Annotated in this window: 15 protein-coding genes; 8 read left to right on the plus strand and 7 right to left on the minus strand. The window is 38.6% G+C overall.

From position 1 onward, the window contains the following. Positions 1-43 precede the first annotated feature (43 nt). Positions 44-811, plus strand: coding sequence for an MBL fold metallo-hydrolase (locus IPJ16_10215; protein MBK7627546.1), 768 nt, complete (start codon positions 44-46; stop codon positions 809-811). Positions 812-828: 17 nt separating this feature from the next. On the opposite strand, the gene IPJ16_10220 is transcribed toward IPJ16_10215, so the two are convergent. After that, entirely contained in the window at positions 829-1,035 is a 207-nt protein-coding gene (locus tag IPJ16_10220; GenBank protein MBK7627547.1) for a hypothetical protein, read from the minus strand. 164 nt (positions 1,036-1,199) lie between these two features. Here IPJ16_10220 and IPJ16_10225 point away from each other — a divergent pair, with 164 nt between their 5' ends. Next, the gene (locus IPJ16_10225) at positions 1,200-4,010 is read left to right on the plus strand and encodes an SUMF1/EgtB/PvdO family nonheme iron enzyme (GenBank protein MBK7627548.1); all 2,811 of its coding nucleotides are present in this window, start codon (positions 1,200-1,202) and stop codon (positions 4,008-4,010) included. Positions 4,011-4,051: 41 nt separating this feature from the next. Here the strand turns inward: IPJ16_10225 and dnaA are convergent, their stop codons facing one another. The 3 genes from dnaA to IPJ16_10240 form a co-directional block, all read right to left on the minus strand. Then, on the minus strand, positions 4,052-5,482 hold the full coding sequence (gene dnaA, locus IPJ16_10230; protein MBK7627549.1) for a chromosomal replication initiator protein DnaA: 1,431 nt from the start codon (positions 5,480-5,482) through the stop codon (positions 4,052-4,054). 341 nt (positions 5,483-5,823) lie between these two features. Then, complete coding sequence (locus tag IPJ16_10235) at positions 5,824-6,777, minus strand: MCE family protein (GenBank protein MBK7627550.1); 954 nt, start codon at positions 6,775-6,777, stop codon at positions 5,824-5,826. Next, complete coding sequence (locus tag IPJ16_10240) at positions 6,774-7,949, minus strand: N-acetylmuramoyl-L-alanine amidase (GenBank protein ID MBK7627551.1); 1,176 nt, start codon at positions 7,947-7,949, stop codon at positions 6,774-6,776. Before IPJ16_10240 ends, IPJ16_10235 begins: the two co-directional genes overlap by 4 nt. Positions 7,950-8,026: 77 nt before the next feature. Between IPJ16_10240 and IPJ16_10245 the strand changes: the two genes are divergently transcribed. Then, positions 8,027-10,687: an LPS-assembly protein LptD gene (locus tag IPJ16_10245; GenBank protein ID MBK7627552.1), complete on the plus strand. Its 2,661-nt coding sequence runs from the start codon at positions 8,027-8,029 to the stop codon at positions 10,685-10,687. A gap of 81 nt (positions 10,688-10,768) precedes the next feature. On the opposite strand, the gene IPJ16_10250 is transcribed toward IPJ16_10245, so the two are convergent. From IPJ16_10250 to IPJ16_10260, 3 genes are read right to left on the minus strand one after another with little or no spacing between them, the layout of a single operon-like run. Beyond that, a complete protein-coding gene (locus IPJ16_10250) occupies positions 10,769-11,215 on the minus strand; it encodes a 50S ribosomal protein L9 (protein ID MBK7627553.1) in 447 nt (148 codons plus the stop codon). 12 nt (positions 11,216-11,227) lie between these two features. Beyond that, complete coding sequence (locus IPJ16_10255; protein ID MBK7627554.1) at positions 11,228-11,497, minus strand: 30S ribosomal protein S18; 270 nt, start codon at positions 11,495-11,497, stop codon at positions 11,228-11,230. 3 nt (positions 11,498-11,500) lie between these two features. Continuing rightward, entirely contained in the window at positions 11,501-11,851 is a 351-nt protein-coding gene (locus IPJ16_10260) for a 30S ribosomal protein S6 (GenBank protein MBK7627555.1), read from the minus strand. Positions 11,852-12,074: 223 nt separating this feature from the next. On the opposite strand from IPJ16_10260, the gene IPJ16_10265 reads away from it, so the two are divergent. The 5 genes from IPJ16_10265 to IPJ16_10285 are packed head-to-tail and all read left to right on the plus strand — an operon-like array spanning position 12,075 to position 19,224. Beyond that, positions 12,075-13,820 (plus strand): DNA polymerase III subunit gamma/tau, encoded by a 1,746-nt coding sequence (locus tag IPJ16_10265; GenBank protein MBK7627556.1) that lies wholly within the window; start codon positions 12,075-12,077, stop codon positions 13,818-13,820. A 30-nt stretch (positions 13,821-13,850) separates the two neighbouring features. Further along, positions 13,851-15,770 carry a PAS domain-containing protein gene (locus IPJ16_10270; protein MBK7627557.1) on the plus strand — a complete coding sequence of 640 codons (1,920 nt, stop codon included), beginning with the start codon at positions 13,851-13,853 and terminating at the stop codon, positions 15,768-15,770. Between the two features lie 52 nt (positions 15,771-15,822). Continuing rightward, complete coding sequence (locus tag IPJ16_10275; GenBank protein ID MBK7627558.1) at positions 15,823-16,203, plus strand: response regulator; 381 nt, start codon at positions 15,823-15,825, stop codon at positions 16,201-16,203. Between the two features lie 37 nt (positions 16,204-16,240). Then, positions 16,241-16,753, plus strand: a complete 513-nt coding sequence (locus IPJ16_10280) for a ferritin (protein MBK7627559.1) — start codon at positions 16,241-16,243, stop codon at positions 16,751-16,753. Next, positions 16,750-19,224, plus strand: coding sequence for a T9SS type A sorting domain-containing protein (locus IPJ16_10285; protein ID MBK7627560.1), 2,475 nt, complete (start codon positions 16,750-16,752; stop codon positions 19,222-19,224). The genes IPJ16_10280 and IPJ16_10285 overlap by 4 nt, the downstream gene beginning before the upstream one ends. Positions 19,225-19,338: the final 114 nt, after the last annotated feature.

The following is a 19,338-nucleotide window of genomic DNA, read 5'->3' on the forward strand; positions in this document are numbered from 1 at the left end:
TTTATTTAATTTTAGTATAGGTTTGTTAAGTAATATCTATAGTGTGAAAATAACATTTCTTGGAACAGGTACTTCACAGGGTGTGCCTGTAATTGCTTGTGAATGCAGTACATGTCTTTCTCAGGATGAGCATGATAAGAGATTGAGAACATCTTTGCTTCTGGAGACAGATGACACAACTTTGCTTTTTGATGCTGGACCTGACTTCCGGCAGCAGATGCTAAGAGCACATGTGACAAAACTTGATTCAATTCTACTGACACATGAACATAAAGATCATATAGCAGGATTGGATGATGTCAGGGCTTTCAATTATAAAAGTCAGGATGCAATAGATATATACGCAGAGGAAAGAGTTCAAAAAGCTCTGAAAAAGGAGTATTCGTATGTTTTTTCTGAATATCAGTACCCGGGTGTTCCGAAAATGAGACTTAATATGATTAACGATCATCCAATAAATATAAGGGGTATTGATATCCTTCCAATAAGAGTATTTCATTACAGGCTTCCTGTTTATGGTTTCAGGATCGGTAATTTTGCTTATATAACAGATGCAAACTACATTCCTGAGGAAAGCAAAGAGAAGTTATTTGGAGTTAAGTATCTGGTTATTAATGCTCTCAGAAAAGAAAAACACATATCTCATTTTAGTCTGAGGGAGGCTGTTGACCTTATACGTGAGATCTCACCAAAGAAAGCTTACATTACTCATATCAGTCACCAGATGGGGTTTTATGCCGATATTTCAAAAGAGTTACCTGCAGGTATTTCGCTGGCATTCGACGGATTGACATTTATGTGTAATGAATAATTCCTGAATTTTTGGAACTACTTTTTCTTGTAGTTTGAGTTCAGTTTTTTCTGATATCCAGGTGAAAAATAATACTTGTTTCGTCCCAACTGTTCTGTTTTTGCCTTTGATGATTGTTTCTTTTTCTTATAGTAAGTATTCTTTTTTGCAGGCGCACACGCTGTCACCAAAGCAATAAGCAGAAACATTAAAAATAACCTCAATATTTTTGTTGCTTTAGACATTACCACATCTGGTTTTGAATCATGCTTAAAAATACAACATTTTTATCTAAAAGAAAAAAATTGACAGATTATTATAACAAGCAGAGCGTTTTCAGTCATTCCAAGTCATTTGTTTTATAACTACTAAGTTTTATCTTGCACCAGGGAATATTGAATTTTATATAATGAATAGAATATTATATTTTTTCTGTCTGTCGGCAGTTGTGTCTGTTACGGCTTCATTTTCAGTCTATTCACAAAAACTTACTGGTTTAGATATTAACTCCAGGCCAGGCTTGGGTGTAAAAAGAATACTCCTTACAGACAGCCTGGGTGTTGATCTGTCAGGTATAAAACCTTTATATAGTTTTATATTGAACAAAACTCATCACAATTCAAATGAATTAGGCTCTGTTATAAATGGTGAAAAATGCATACAAATATTTGAAAATAAGGTACGTGTAACATCAGGAGCATGGTTGGTATTGGGAACCGGACTTCAGAGTGAGGTATTATTTGAAAACATAAGTAGCGATACAGTTTTTGTGAGCAATATAGTGCCCTTCGGTGAGGAAAATAATTCTGCCTTTATAACCGGAAGTGGCCCGTGGGATCTTGCACGAGCCTGGCTTTTCCGCCCTGAATATAATCCTGTAAGGGTTATTCTTCCTGATAATGCCTGGGAGTTGGGTTACTCATCATTCCAGATTGGAAACGGAATATCTGTATGTGCCCTTGCACGGCGAACTAAAATTGAAGGGGGACAGAGACAACGATACGAAACAATTCTGCCGCCTAAGGCAAAAGTAACTTATACATTATATGCTGAAGTTTTTAAAGGAGAATGGCAGAATGGCCTGCGTCTGATGTTCAGAGACAGATACCTTCATGACCTTGGTAAATTTGATAATTCAATGTTTGAAAGGGAGGATCTGAAGTGGATAAAAGAGAGCTATATTATTGTCCTTCAGATGGGATGGGACAGGGAGTTTTACGATAGGCTTACCGGAAAGTACACCTACCCTGAGGTTATTAAAAAAGGTATTGAAACATTCGGCAAAATTGATGTCTTCGGTATCTGGCCGACATGGCCCCGCCTTGGTCTTGACCAGAGAAATCAGTGGGATTTGTACAGGGATATGCCCGGAGGAACCGAACAGCTCAGGAGTTTTGTGAGAATGTCACGGCAGGCAGGGACAAAATTCTTTATTGCATATAATCCATGGGATAATAGTACAAGAAAAGAGGATCACTATATAGGAATGGCCCGGCTGATCTCTGAGACTGAGGCAGACGGGGTTGTGCTGGATACAAGAGGAAGTTCCAGTTATGAACTCCAGGCAGCAGCAGACAGCGTTAGGAAAGGAGTTGTAATGTACTCTGAAGGGATGGCAATAACCAAAGATATGCCAGGGATGATATCTGGACGTGTTCATAATGCAATTTATCTTAGCCCTGAGCTTAACCTGAATAAGCTGATCAAACCTGATTTTGCTATTTTCAGAGTATGTGATGTAGGAGAGGACCTAATACACAGGGAACTAGCTATTGCATTCTTTAATGGCTATGGCACTGAGCTTAATATGTTCAGACCCGGCGGACGGGATGATAATTACAGGGATGATCTTGATTACCTGGCACGTACAACTTTTATACTCAGACAGAACAATGATGCTTTTCTAGATTACAACTGGACTCCGCTTATCTCGACAACACTGGGTGATGTATTTGTAAACAGATGGAAATCCGGATCAAAAACAGTTTATACTGTTCTGAATATGAGACCTGAAGGAATCGACGGAAAGCTTTTCAAAATAGATTATTCCCCTGAAAAGCACTACGTTTCAATCTGGAATCATGAAAATCTGACTCCTGTAAAGGAAAAGGAAACTTATTATCTCCCATCGAGAGCGTCAGGCTGGAATCCCTCTTTTTCAGGAACAAGAAGAGAAGGGTCAGTTGATTGTATAGCTGAATTTCCGGTTATCATGAAAGCCGGGATCGCCGGTGATTCAGTGCTGATTAAAAGTAGCGGAACAGGAATAATTAAGATATGGAAAGGGGATCCGTCATATAAGACTCAGTATAAGGAGATTGCAGAAGTATCAGACACAGCTGTAAGAATCAGGGATCTGTTCGGATTTTATGAAGGGAAGATAGTGCTTCAATTGATTGAAAAGGAGAGGCTTAAGGATGAAATTGTGCTTGATTTCAAGGGTGGTAAGCCATGGTTAATAAGCAAGCCGGTCCCCACCAAAAAAGCTCTGGTAGTGCCCCCCGATATGGTTTTGGTACCTGGTAAAGATTTTTCATTTAATGTTACTTCAAATGATGAGTTCATTCCGTATCCGGAAATCAGCGGTAAGATAATTGCAGTGGATAGTTTCCTTATAGACAGGTATCCTGTAACAAATGCTCAGTATTATGAGTTTTTAAGCAGTTCAGGTTACAGACCAGCCGATACGGCACGCTATTTAAGGCACTGGCAATCAGGGATATTTAAGCAGGGACAGGATAAATATCCTGTTGTGAATGTCAGTTATGAGGATATGATGGCTTATGCCCGGTGGGCAGAGAAAAGACTACCTACTGAAGCTGAGTGGCAGCTGGCAGCACAGGGAAGTGATAATCGAAAATGGCCATGGGGTGATGAGTTCCATGGAACATATTGCAATAACTCTTTTACACGTCCTACTCCGGTAGATGCATTTATTAAAGGTCAGAGCCCATATGGTGCAATAGATATGGTTGGCAATGTATGGCAAATGACAGGAGATATGTATTTTAATGGTACTAACTACTTTACTATTATAAGGGGAGGCAGCTATTATAAACCTGAATCAAGCTGGTGGTATATACAGGGAGGACCTCAGCCGCTTGATAAAACACAAATGCTGTTAATGGTTTCGCCAGGCTTCGACAGAAGTTCAACAGTAGGATTTCGTTGTGTTAAAGATCTGGATAGCAGTAACTTTAAGGACAAAAGACAAAAGTGATGGCAAAGGGCTCAGGGCTCAGAGCTCAGAGCATCAGAGCGTCAGACCTTTAATTTCTTCTCAATTTCGTTTATCTGGTTCCTGAAGTGTTTATCGGTATCAATAAGGTTATTTACTGTTTTACAGGCATGAAGTACTGTAGCATGGTCTTTTCCGCCAATATGTGAGCCTATACTCGCGAGGGATGCTTTTGTCAGGCTCTTCGAAAAATACATTGAAACCTGTCTTGCCTGAACAATTTCTCTCTTTCTTGTTTTTCCCTGAATCAGGTCGATTGGTATTTTATAATAATCGCAGACAATTTTCTGGATATATTCAATTGTTATCTCTCGGCGAGCTGTACTGATAAGTTTCTCGACCATCTGGCGGGCAAGGTCAAGTGTTATCTCTTTTCTGTTCAGTGTCGACTGTGCATATAATGATATCAGAACTGCCTCTAATTCCCTGATGTTATTCGAAATATTTATCGCCAGAAATTCAAAGATCTCCTCAGGTAATTCAATACCGTCGTTATATGCCTTCTTCTTTAAAATTGCAAGCCTGGTTTCATAATCTGGTCTCTGGAGGTCTGCCTGCAGTCCCCATTTGAATCTTGAGAGCAGTCTCTGTTCCATTCCCTGAAGTTCAACCGGAGGTCTGTCGCAGGTGAGTATTAATTGTTTTCCTGACTGATGCAGATGGTTGAAGATATGAAAGAATGTATCCTGAGTCTTTTCTTTGCCGGCAAACTCATGTACATCATCAAGAATGAGTACATCAATCATCTGATAGAAATGCAGGAAGTCATTCTTGTTGTTGTTTCTGACTGATTCAACAAACTGAGTCTGAAATTTATTGGCATTTACATAAAGAACAGTTTTATCAGGGTGCTTCTCCTTAACAAGGATACCTATTGCCTGCGAGAGATGAGTCTTTCCAAGTCCTGAGTCACCATAAATCATCAGAGGATTAAAAGCTGTTCCTCCCGGATTGTTACCAACAGCGATACCGGCTGATCTGGCAAGCCTGTTGCATTCGCCTTCTACATAATTGCTGAAATTATAATCGGGATTTAATTTTGGATCAAAATGTACTTTTTTTATACCTGGTATAACGAATGGATTCTTGATAGAAGGCTGTGTAACATCAAAAGGCACCTGGACAGGTCTGTTGTTTAAATCAGTTTTGTTGCGTGAAGGATATCTGACCGTATATGGCTTGCCATCAGAGTAGTTACTGTTCTCCATAACGACGTTATACTCGAGCTTGGCGTCTGTACCGATCTCTCTTCTGAGGGTTTTCCTGAGAATATCAATATATTGTTCTTCAAGGTACTCGTAGAAAAACGGGCTTGGTACCTGAATTGTAAGGATATTGTTTTCCAGTTTTAGAGGGACAATCGGTTCGAACCATGTCTTGTAACTGATGGATGGAATGATGTCCCGTATAATAAGAAGACAGTTATTCCATACGTCGTTGTGTGACTTATTCATGAAAATTGGTTTTTTAAAAAAAAAGTTAAGGCGGAATCAAGCCGATTCACGTAGCAATATTTGTAAAAAAAAAACTAATAAAAAAAATTTTTTTTGCTTGACTTTCTCAAAAAAAGTATATGTTTTTAATGATCAGCAACTTATGAATAAATATTTTTTTTATTTAGATAACTATTTGATTATTAAGCGTATATGAAAGAGCTAGTTGGTTTGTTGGTGTAATCCAATTCATTATGAATTCTTACTCAAAATTCAACATGAAGTGTTTAAAATGCGGACTATTTTGCTATGTATTCAGATTTACTTTTTAAGGTCAAGATAATCTGAATTTTAGTAAATTTTTATTTAGGTGGTATGTTCTTCTTACCGAACAGAGAAAAGTGAACATATCGTTTGGGATTCTCTTTCATATCGAGTAAAAGTACATTTAGACTCTCCAGACTGTTGGTAAGGTTAGTATAAAGTGTATCGTTTGTCATAAATTGGCCTGCACTTCCTTTACCATTATTTAGGTTATCTATTAAGATACTGGTTTTCTCGAGGCTCTCTTTCAGTTTCGACACCGATGTATAAATATCAGCAGCAGCAAGAGTATCGGTAATTGCTTCAAGGTTGTCAAAAGTTTTGCCCATGCTGGCTGAATTATCCGAAAGCATCTTTGTGAATTTGTTAACATTATCAAGAGTGGCCTTAAGTTCTTTTTCTCTGGAGCTCAGGATATTATCCAGGCTTTCTGTTGTTCCGTTGAGATGGGCAACAGTACCTGCAATATTTTTCCGGAATTCAGGATCCATTAGATCATCAACAGAAGTAATTACAGAATCAAGAACAATCAGCAGATTTGATATTTTATCTTTCAATGGTAATAATTCTGTTTCAACTTTATCCATTACAGATGCTGCCAGTCTTCCCGGTATAGTATCTCCATCCTCATATATTCCCGGTCCGTTGCCATAAACGAACTGTACCTTCATTCCTCCGAGAAGAGATACCGGGACAATCTCTGCATAAGTGTTTTTCGGAAGCTTGAAGTCTTTACTTACTGAAAATGATACAAGCAGCCTGCCACTCTCCGGATTAACAAAATCGATTGACTGAACAACTCCAACTTTATATCCGTTAATTTCTACCGGACTCGATTCTGCAAGCCCGCCTATTTTATCATATACTGTATAGTAATAAGCTGAATTGGAAAAGAAATCCTTCCCCTTAAGGAAATTGTATAACCATATAAAGACAATAATTGTCAGAATTGTCGTAACACCAACCTTTACTTCGTTTGAGATCTTTTTCATTTACTGATATCTTTTGTTTTTTTCTTTTTTTGCTCAAGAGCCTGCTGCAAAGGTAGTATTTTGTTCTCTTTTACTGCAATTACAAAAGCATCGGGATAAATAGCTGCAAGCTTTTTTCGATACTTAACTGCATCATTATACTCTGCAAACCTGCCACTTGCATATTTAAACCTGTCGGCTGAATTTAATTCAATTACATCTGTTAATCCTTTAAAATTCTCAGGTTTTATTTCTGTCTGGGATGCCGAAGCTGCAACCTGAATCATGAATTGGATCTCAGCTGAAGGTAGAGCATCAGGTTTTACCGTATTCTGATTCGGTACTGTATTCTGTTCCTTAACTGCAGATATTCCGCTTTTGTTATCAAGTTCATTTACATATTCCCTGCAAGCCCTGAATATGGAGGAAGCTATAAAATCCTGCCCCTGTTTTGAGTTTAGAAATTTTTCTTCTTCAGGGCTGGTAATAAAGCCTGTTTCTGTAAGTACACTTGGCATTGTTGTCATAAACAGAACTAAGAATCCGGCTTGTTTTACTCCCCTGTCTATTCTCTTAATCTTCTCCTTGTACTCTGTCTGGATTTTTGATGCGAGACTTGTGCTTTGTTCCTGGTAAATATTTTGCATGAGAGTGAACATTATGTATGATTCCGGTGATTTAGGATCAAAGCCTTCATACTTTGTGGAATAGTCATTCTCAAGCATAATTACCTCGTTCTCCTTCATGGCTACCTGAAGGTTTTGTTCATCCTTCGAAAGTCCCATTATGAAAGTCTCGGTCCCCCTGATATTCTTTGCATTTCCCCAATTGGCATGTATTGAGATAAAAAGGTCAGCCTTGTTTTTATTGGCAAAGGATGCCCTGTCCTGCAATTCAACGAAGGTGTCGTTCTTTCTGGTATACAGTACAGTTACATTATTGAGATTCTGCTCCAGGTATTCCCCTGTCTTTAGCGCAATTGCAAGTGCAATATTCTTCTCAAAGCTGATGGCTCCCTGCGCTCCAGAGTCCCTTCCGCCATGTCCGGCATCGATAACTATAACCCATTTTTTCTGATCTTTTACGGTTGCAGCGGAAACCGAATAAATTGTTAAAACAAGAAAAATGAAAAACAATTTTATACTATATATATTAATGGTATGAAGTTTGTCGTTTTTAATTCCTGTATCCATTTTTAGTTAGTGTTTTTTATTAGTTTTGCGCTGGCATCCCGGTATCACACAAAAACTATACAAAAATAACATTTAAGTTGTATTTTTTTAAAGAAAAGCGGTTACTTGTAGTGTTCCTGGTAATGGTCCAATCTCTCTCCTTATTTTCTCAGGAAGGAAAGATGGTTGCTGATACGTTACTAATTCATAAGGATTCGGTAATTGTTGATACCATACTTACCAAACCCAGAAAAGTTTCTGAAAATGCTATCGATGCGAAGGTTACCTATTCCACATCTCAGGAGGGATATATAAAGAGGGATGTTATAAACAAGAAGGTCACTCTTGTTAATACAGCAGTTGTAAATTATGGGGAGATTGAAATCAAGGCTGATTCAATTCATATTAATATGAGAGCTAATACTCTCTATGCTGTTGGAAGAAAGGATACAACAGGAAAAGTTGTTGGTAAACCTGTTTTCAAGGAAGGCTCTCAGGAGATCGAAGCTGATGAGCTGACCTATAACTTTAAGACGAGAAGAGCTATTGCAACAAATATTATTACCAAACAGGAGGATGGCTTATTGCACAGCCAGTTTACAAAACTTCTTGAAGACGGTACCTCAAATATCTCTAAGAGTACATATTCAACCTGCGATGCCGATACTCCTCACTTCTATATAAACCTCCCAAAGGCACGTGTCTACCCGGGTAAAAAGATAATCTCCGGTCCCGGGAACCTTGTTCTTGAAGGAATACCACTGCCGCTATTCATTCCCTTCGGATATTTTCCTGTCCAGACCAAGAAAGCAGCATCAGGTCTGTTGATTCCCAGGATAGGACAGGAGAGGGAGCGTGGCTATTCACTTACTGAGGGAGGCTACTATTTTGCGGTAAACGATTATTTCGATCTGTCAGTTAAAGGTAACCTGTACTCGAACGGCACCTGGATGGCAACTGCAATGTCGAGCTACAATAAACTATATAAGTATAACGGCAACTTCTCATTCAGTTATGCCGATAATAAAACGGGGCACAAGGGATTGCAGGATTATTCTGCATCCAAGAACTACCGGCTGGGCTGGACTTTCAATCAGGATCCAAAATCCTCACCGGGTTCGAGGTTTTCAGCCAGTGTGAATATGAGTTCAAGTGAATTTGACCGCAATAACAGCTATTCAGTTGCAGAGCATATAACTACTTCCCGACAATCAAGTATCAGTTACTCCAAATCGTGGGATGGCACACCCTTTAACCTTTCAACAAGTATGAATCACAGTCAGAACGTTGCAAATAAGACTGTGGCGCTTAACCTGCCGAAGGCTAATTTTAATATGAACAGGATCTATCCGCTGAAAGGAAAAAATAGCTCAGGCCCGGCAAAATGGTACCAGGAATTACAGTTCTCTTACTCGGCATCTCTTGATAATCAGATTAATACAAAAGACAGCCTGCTGTTTACAAAATCTGTTTTTGATAATATGAAAACAGGTTTTAAGCACGAAGCACCACTTAGTTTTCAGATTCGTCCGTTCAGAAATTTTTCAATCTCTCCATCAGTAACATACACAGGAGTTCTTTATACCCAGAAGATCGAAAGAGTTTGGGTACTCGATGATCCAAAAACAGGTGAGCGTGTGGCAAAAGTAGTAAATGACACCTCACGGGGTGTTTTCTACGGACAGGCATTTAATCCTTCTATCGGAGCAAGCTTTAGTCCTCAGATATTCGGAACATATCAGTTTACCAATCCTGATTCCAGGGTACAGGCTGTAAGGCATGTTATCAAACCCTCAATGAGTTTTAACTATGTACCTGCGTTGAAAGGATTAAGTTCTGATATGTACAGGCAGGTGCAAGTAGATACACTTGGTATCAGGAAGCAAGAGTACTCAATATTTGATGGTAATATTTTCGGAACCCCTTCTGCTTCAAGTAAAAGCGGAAACCTCTCATTGAGTCTTGTCAACATTATTGAAGCCAAGGTTTTCGCAAAAGATGATACTACAGGTAAAGCAGAGAAAGTTAAGATCATTGATAACTTCGGCATAAATACCTCTTATAATGTTTTTGCTGATTCTCTTAAGTGGTCGCCTGTAACAATGCAATTGAGAACCACTCTATTTAAGAACATCAATATTTCTGCAAGTGGTGGTTTCTCATTATATGGAGTAAATAGTAAGGGACAGCCAATAAAGACCTTTGCATATGAACAGAATGGTAAGCTTATGAGGCTTACAAATTTCCAGACAGGCCTTGACCTGAGTCTAAGTGATCTGCTGAAAGGTAAAAAGGACAAGAGCACAGCAGATGCAGGCGGAGCAAAGAATGCCTTTGATCAGGGAACGGGTCCGAATGCAGGAATGCCTGGTGGAGAAATGCCCCAGGGTGGAGCAACAACTACCGACCAGTTCGGATATCCTAAATTTAATATTCCATGGACTCTTAACATGAGCTATAGTCTGAACTATTATAAGGCAGGTTTGAAACCCACTATTCAGCAGGCAGTAACATTTAGTGGTAATGTAACGATCACTAAAAAGATGTCAGCCACATATACCAGTGGTTATGATTTTACGGGAAAAGAGATTACAATGACACAGATTGGCATGACCCGCGATCTTCATTGCTGGGAGATGAGTTTCAACTGGGTGCCTAACGGAACTATGAAGATGTGGAACTTTACTATCAGGGTGAAGGCTGCCGTGTTGGGTGATCTCAAATACGAGAGACGCAAAGATTATCACGATACCTATTAGCAGAGACGCCATGCCTGGCGTCTTTGTAAAAAAAAAGAGACGCCAGGCATGGCGTCTCTACATCAATACAATAAGGATGTTTTATTCTCCTTTTATTTCAAATTCTACCTCTACTCTGACCTCTCGGTGAAGCTTGATAATTGCTTTGTAATTACCAACTTCCTTAATCTGATCTTCAGGTAGTGTGATGTTTTTACGGTCAATGTCAAATCCTTTTTCTTTCAGCGATTCAGCAATCTGAATTGTATTTACAGAACCGAAAATCTTACCTGAAGTACTTGTTTTTGCACCGACAACAATCTTAAGACCAGCCATCTTGGTGGCAATCTCCTGAGCAGCAACTTTGATCTTCTCTTCTTTATGTGCTCTCTGTCTCAGATTTTCAGTATGCATCTTCTTTTCTGATGATGATGCCTGAACAGCATATCCTCTTGGTATAAGGAAGTTTCTTCCGTAACCGTCTTTTACATTTACTATATCGTCTTTCTGCCCCAGCTTATTGACGTCCTGTAATAAAATAATCTCCATAGTTAGTCCTCCTTATTTTAATAGGTCAGTTACATAAGGAAGAAGAGCAATGTGCCTGGCTCTTTTAACGGCTTTTGCCACTTTCCTCTGATATTTAAGTGATGTTCCTGTAATTCTGCGTGGCAGAATTTTTCCCTGATCGTTCAGGAACTTTTTAAGAAACTCAGGATCTTTATAATCAATATAACGGATCCTGTTCTTCTTGAATCTGCAGTATTTCTTCTTCTTGATCTCTACCGTTGGGGGAGTCAAATATCTGATTTCTGATTCGTTCTGTGCCATGTCTTATTCCTCCTTCGATTTACCTGATTCTTTTTGTCTTCTCTTCTTCTCTGCATATTCGACGGCAAATTTTTCCATCCTGAAAGTTAAAAACCTGATAATCCTTTCATCTCTGCGATATTGGACTTCGAGTTTTTCAATTAGATCGCCTGTGCCTTTAAACTCAACCAGATAATAGAAGCCTGTAGACTTCTTCTGGATGGGGTAGGCCAGTTTTTTTAGACCCCAGTTCTCTTCATGAACGATCTCACCGCTGTTGTCGGTGATGACCTTCTTGAATTTCTGTACCGCTTCCTTCATCTGGTTCTCAGATAAAACGGGAGTTGCAATGAAAACGGTTTCGTACTGATTCAACATAGTAATTAATTATTTATTGGTTTAATGATTTTGGTCCGCAAAAGTACAATTATTTTGCATAAATCAAAAATTATCAGTGAAATATATTAAGAATTTTGATTGCCCGCAAAGACGCAGAGACGCAAAGAAAATTACTTAGCGCCTTAGCGCCTTAGCGAGAAATAAAGCAATTTTATTATATTTGTCTTTCAACATTTTTGAGAACGAGAGTCAGTAATTTATGGAAAATTTCATTGTTTCAGCCAGAAAGTATCGTCCAGCCACATTTGATATGGTTATTGGTCAGGACTCTATTACTAACACGCTGAAAAGTGCAATAAAGAACAAACATCTGGCGCAGGCATATTTATTCTGCGGTCCGCGTGGAGTTGGCAAAACAACATGTGCCAGGATTTTTGCCAAAACTATAAACTGTGTTAATCTAGGTGATAATCTGGAAGCCTGTGATAAGTGCGAATCATGTCTTTCGTTCAATTCTTCCCGATCATTTAATATTCATGAGCTTGATGCCGCCTCAAATAATAAGGTTGAGGATATCAGAAGTTTAAATGACCAGGTGAGGATTCCTCCGCAGATTGGAAAGTACAGCATTTATATAATCGATGAGGTTCATATGTTGTCCTCTTCTGCTTTTAATGCTTTCCTTAAGACGCTTGAAGAGCCACCCTCACATGCCATTTTTATTTTAGCTACAACTGAGAAACATAAGATAATACCTACAATATTATCAAGGTGCCAGATCTTCGACTTTAACCGGATCAGGATTGAGGATATTGTAAGCAGGCTATTGTATGTTGCAAAAAATGAAGGAATTACTGCAGCAGAGGAAGCCCTGCACGTAATCGGGCAGAAAGCTGATGGCGCTATGCGCGATGCATTGTCAATATTCGATCAGATTGTTAGTCTGAGCGGAAAAGCTGTCTCCTATAAAGATGTGATTGACAATCTTAATGTGCTTGATTATGAGTATTATTTCAAAACGATTGATGGTGCTATCCGCGGTGATGTATCAACTGTATTGCTTACATATAATGAAATACTTGAGAAAGGTTTTGATGGTCATAATTTCATTTCAGGGCTGAACAGCCATATGCGTGACCTGCTCGTTAGTAAGGATGAATCTACTTTGTCTTTGCTGGAGGCAACGCCTGCTGTAAAAAAGAAATATATGCTGCAAACAGCAGATTGTACTGTCGATTTTCTGTTTAAAGCCCTTGAAATAGGCAGCAATTGCGACCTTTCCTACAAAAGCAGTAAGAATCCCCGGCTTCATGTAGAGCTATCACTTATTCGTTTATGCAGACTGACTGACGATCAGACTGATATCCCTGAAAAAAAAAAGTCTGACCGGAAACAAATAGATTCAGATCCTGAGGAATTGCCCTTACCATCAAAATCAGAGATCATAAGGCAGGAGGAAAAACCTGTTGAAAAGAGGGTGATTGCTGATGACGCACCGGTTGGTAAACATGAACCGGTTATTGATCGGCCTGCTAAAGCTTTTTCAATTAAAGAACTGATTTCTGATGAAGTAGTCAGTACTGAAAAAGTATCTGAAACGACAGAATTAATTGTAAATGAGGAAAAACCGCTGCCCCGTATAGAGTTGACACCGGAAGCTTTTGAAACTGCCTGGATGGAGTTTAATGATCAGCTTAAGGGAGAGGGAACCAGGATAATAAGCATGTTCAAGACCATTAAGCCTGAATTTGAAAATGACCAGACTATTAAGATTCATCTGAGTAATGCTGCTCAGAAAGACACGTTTATATTAAACTATAAACAACGACTTATCGCATTTCTCGAAAGCAGGTTTGAAGTGCCATCTATTGATATTGAAACTACAATAGACCTGGTTGAAACTAATGATGTTTTGTATACCGATGAACAGAAATCATCTTATCTTTTTAATAAATACCCTGTCCTGAAGGAGATGAAAAAGACCTTTAACCTCGATATTATTTAAGTTTCCCGGGTTTCAAAAACTTGATGAAAAGTGAAAAAAGGAACTGAAATATCTGCCGGACCCGTTGATCTGAAATTACTTTCAGACGATAAGATTATTTCAGATCATATCATTAATCATTCGAGGTCGATGATCAGTATCATTAACCGTGAGTATGTTTACGAAAAGGTTAATTCCACCTTCTGCAATGCTCATCAGGTTGCAATGGATAACGTTGTTGGAAAATCGCTCGGCGATGTATGGGGCCAGGATACTTTCAGGGATGTGATTAAAGAGAACCTTGATCTCTGTTTTGGAGGAAAGACAATAAAATATGAGGCCGCATTCAGCACAGCAGGTTCTGGTAAAAGATTCTTCGAAGTTGTTTTCAGGCCAATCATGGTAAAGGAAGGTGTGATAACTCATCTTCTTGCAGAAACATTCGATATTAATGACCTTAGGCAGTCAGAGCTGGCTGCTCTTGCTAAAGAAGAGGAGTTAAGAAAGTTTGAAACAAATCTTCCGATCGGTTTTCTGAGATGCGACCCTTCAGGCAAGATAATACACGTCAATAAGGCCTTCCTGAAAATAATGGATTGTAAAGTTGAGTCTGCCATAACTTCCAGGAATTTAAAAAACTTTTATCCCGACGACTCCCTTTTCTATCTTCATCTCGACCAGCTAAATGACAATAATGTACAAACTTTTGGCAGAGTAACTCTGAGAAATTGTTCAGGCAAAGAAATCCCATGCAGGCTTAGTGGTTTTATGGCAATGGATGAGACCGGAAATCAGTCGTTTATTGACTTTGCAGTAGAAGATTCTTCAAGGGAACTGATGCTTGAAAACAGATTGTTACAGGCGCAAAAGCTTGAGACTATTGGTGCACTGGCAGGTGGAATAGCACACGATTTTAACAATATTCTTGCTACTATTTCGGGATACGCTGAAATGTTACGCGAGGATCTTCCTAAAGATTCTGACTTGTCAGAAAAAGCAGGCAAGATTCAGGGAGCAGTAATTAAGGCGAGGTCAATTACAAACCAGATTCTTACTTTTAGCCGTCAGGTTGAGCAGGAAAAAGTTCCGGTAAGAGTCTCGGAAGTTCTTTCAGAGACTATAGGCTTTGTCAGATCAGCTGCTCCCTCAAATATTGTTATCAAGAGCCGTATCACAGGCAAAAAAGCAAATGTATTTGCCGATCCTACACAATTATTCAGGGTGTTTTTAAACCTCATGACAAATGCAGTACAGTCGATGGAGGAAGGAGGCGGTACCTTGTCTGTTAGTATGGAAATTGTCGAGGGAAAACTAATCAGACATGAACTTAATAAGGATATTGTTGCTGATGAATATGTTCTTTTGGTATTTAAAGATACCGGTAAAGGAATGGAGCCATCTCTAATTTCCCGGGTATTTGAACCATTTTTTACCACCAGGGAGGTAGGTAAAGGAACGGGCCTCGGATTATCTGTAGTTCACGGTATAATAACTGAGCTGGAGGGAGAAATATTAGTTTCAAGTAAAAAGGAAAAGGGATCAGTATTTTATGTATACCTGCCTGTATCAAAGCAGTACCCTGATTTTTCAGCTAAAACTGATAGAAAGAAGAAAATACTTTTTATCTCCGGAAATAAGCATGAATCCAGGATTTTATCACTGGCACTTCAGAACAGTGGCTATAAATTAATCTACACTTCAGACAAAAAGAGCTTTATAAAAGTTATGTCATCTGATAGTGAGCGTCCTGATCTTATTGTATATATGAGTGATTCAAAGCTTATTAAGCCGGCAGATCTTATTGGTGTTTTTGAAAAGATGAAAACAAATACACCTTGTATTCTTATCAATGATCCTAATCAGGGATTATTAGAAGAAAAAATACTAAATTCGGGAATTGTAATGCAACAACTGATAAAACCTGTCTCTCTCAGAGAAATTGGAAATGCAATTCAATCATCCCTGAAGTGAGACCAGCAAGTACAAGTTATATACTATATTTTAAAATCATATAAATAATAAAATGCCGGGTATTCTGATTGTTGAGGATGATAAGGAACTAAGAGAGATGCTTAAAGTGTCTCTGATCAGACATAAGTATTCAGTTCTTGAAGCTACTGACGGTAAAGATGCCATTTCGCACTTCAAACCGTCCATCATTGATCTCGTTGTTACTGATCTTATAATGCCAGAGGAAGATGGATTGAAAGTAATTATGAAGCTGAGGGAATTAAAACCGCAACTCAAGATTATTGCTATCTCAGGGGGAGGTAAAGCTGGTCCCGGCAGCTACCTTAAGCTTGCGAAAGCTCTTGGTGCAGATGCTGTTTTTTCAAAACCTTTTTCAATAAATGATCTCGTTTCGAAAATAGAGTCGCTCCTTACAAGTGAACAACTTAACTGAAATTGCTGTTATATTTGATAATTAAATTCATACAATTATGCTAAAGAAAAAAATTGAAGATATCTGCAACAGACAGGTAGAGAGAGAAGGTTTTTCATCAAACCTTTATATTGCCATGGCATCATGGGCTGAGAATAATGGTTTTAGCGGTGTAGCTGCATGGTTATACAGCCAGGCTGAAGAGGAGAGATTGCATATGATGAAATTCATTAAATATATTAATGAAAGGGGAGGCAAAGCAGTAATGCCAGCGTTGAAGAAGCCTGCTGCTGACTTTAAAAGCGTTGAAGATGTATTCAAAGAAGTCCTGAAACATGAAGAGTTTGTAACTGCAAGTATAAACGAAATAGTTGCCCTTACACTTGATGAGAAGGATTTTAATACCCATAATTTCCTTCAGTGGTTTGTTATGGAACAGGTAGAGGAAGAAGCTTCCGTGAGAACTATCCTTGATAAGGTACGTCTTGTTGGAAAAAATAATATGTACCAGTTCGACAGGGATATTATGAGTCTCAGGACTCCGGCAGCCAATGCGCAGACTACTCCATGAGAAGATACCAATACTGGTTTTCTGTAATTCTGTTTATCTTTTTAATTTCTTCTGTTAAAGGACAGGAGTACATAAGGAATTCTTCAATAACAGGTATTTGTTATGCCGGAGATAAGGTAACCAGAATTTATATTCCTCCTCCTGATTCTTTTTTCAAAAAGTCGGGGTCAAAAGGTGGTGGCTCTATTACCTTTTACTATACCGGATTCACAACCCAGGCTAAAGCAGCTATGGAATATGCAAGGCAAATTCTTCAATCAATGTTGCCAGCTGATACTAAACTGACAATTGTTGCCAGTTGGGAGCCTATCTCTACTTCAGGCGTTCTTGCTAATACTTCTATTACCGGATATGCTGCAGGCTGGGGTATTGACGCTCTGAATCCCCTCGCATATTACCCGGTAGCACTTGCTGAGAAGATAGCAGGTGAGAGTCTGAATCCTGATCTTCAGGGTGATATGGAATTAAGAGTAAATAGTTCAAGTTCAGTCAGCTGGTATTTAGGCATTGATGGAAAGACACCTACAACCCAGTACGATCTTGTAACAGTAGTGATTCACGAAATTCTCCACGGACTTGGCTTCTTTGACAGCATGAGCACTGATGACAAAGTAGGGTATTATGGCTCAGGTTCATTACAGATACCTATGATTTACGATACTTTCGTTGAATCTCTATCAGGGAATAAGCTTACTGATACATTAAAATACCTTAATCCTTCAACTGCTCTTCGTACCGAACTCACCGGTGGTCAACTCTGGTTTAACGGACCTCTTCTTCATAATTATACATCCGGGTCCAGGGTAAAGCTTTATGCCCCGTCAACTTTTGATCCTGGTTCAAGCATTTCACATCTTGATGAAAGTTCAACTCTCAAAATTAATGGATTGATGACTCCTTTTATTGATAGGGGTGAAGCTATTCACGATCCTGGTAAACTTACTTTATCGATCCTGGGAGATCTCGGCTGGATAAATACCCGTATTGAGCACACACCATCTGAAGATACTGAACAGCATATCAGTAACCTGCCATTATCTATAAATGTGGTGTCTGATACACTTTTCAACAGAAATAATGTGGGGTTAGTATATTCATTTGATGGTTTTAAGAACATCGATACGATATACATGACCTCGCCAGCGTTAAATAATACTTTTTCAACAGATCTGAATATCACTGCCTATAATACTGATCTTCAGTATTATTTTTTCGTGGAAGATTACTTTCACAGAATCTTCCGGTCACCATCATTGTTCGAAATGTTCAGATACAATGTTTATATTGGTTCAGATACTGTGAAACCTGTAATCTCTCATAATCAGGCTGATTATTACCTGGAAACTGTGAATGAAATTAATATTGAAGCTATTGCCTATGATAATATCGGGATTGATACTGTCTATCTTGAATACAAAATGAATGACGGTACTTTAAAATATCTTGGTTTTAAGCAGAACGCTGATACTTTTAAACTGTCTATTAATGCCAGACTACTCAATCTTAACGGAGGAGATACTTTAAAATATCGTATATACGCCAGGGATGCTGCAGCTTCCCCTAATACTACAGTTCTGCCAGAAAATGGCTATTTCAGGACAGGAATAGAAGATATTTCTGACGTTGTTGACGGTTACTCAACAGATTTTTCAAATGCATATACAGACTTCCTTAACAAAGGGTTCGAAATTCGTAAGCCAATTAATTTTACAAGGAATGGCCTTCATACCAAGCACCCTTACGTTAGTCCGGAATCTAATGACGCCAGCATTGAATATTTTGCGTTGCTTCGTCATCCTCTGAAATTTAAGGAATCAGGTCTTCTGATACGATTCAATGAAGTTGTACTTGTAGAGCCTGGTGAAACAGGATCTGTTTTCGGATCGGATGATTTTTATGATTACGTAATTATTGACGGGTCAAAAGATTTTGGAAAGACGTGGTTTGCAATGATAGATGGCTACGACAGCAGGTATAACTCATCCTGGCTGACAACTTACAATAATACAATATCAGGCCAGAATTCAACTGCTTCAGCTACAGAAGCGATGCTCCAAAAGCATTTTATATATTATAAACCTTCTGACAATATTTCAGCAGGTGATACTTTATTGTTAAGATTCAGACTTTTTTCAGATCCTTTCGCAAATGGATGGGGCTGGGTAATTGAAGATCTGAAAATAAATGCTCTTATAGATAATATTGAAAATAAATTCAATGACCAGCTTGCCGTATATCCTAATCCGGGGAATGGTATTATAAGTTTAATTGATTATAAATCAGGGAGTATTACCGGCAGAACAAGAAAAGTAAGTGTGTACAACTCCGCGGGTATTTGCATAATAAATAGTCAAATCGCTGATGATACAGGACCACTTGTAAACATATCTGCTTATCCGGCAGGTATTTACATCATTGTATTATATCGGGATGATGGTATTAGGACCTTTAAATATAGTCTGATTAAATAAAAAAGGAAAAACCCCGCAATAATGGCGGGGTTTTTGCATAAAGTGATTTTTCAGAATTCAATATTGGAAAATAAAGTTAATTTTGCTGGATATTTAAAAAAACTGTAAATCATC

The organism is Bacteroidales bacterium, from assembly GCA_016709865.1.
Classification (GTDB): domain Bacteria; phylum Bacteroidota; class Bacteroidia; order Bacteroidales; family VadinHA17; genus LD21.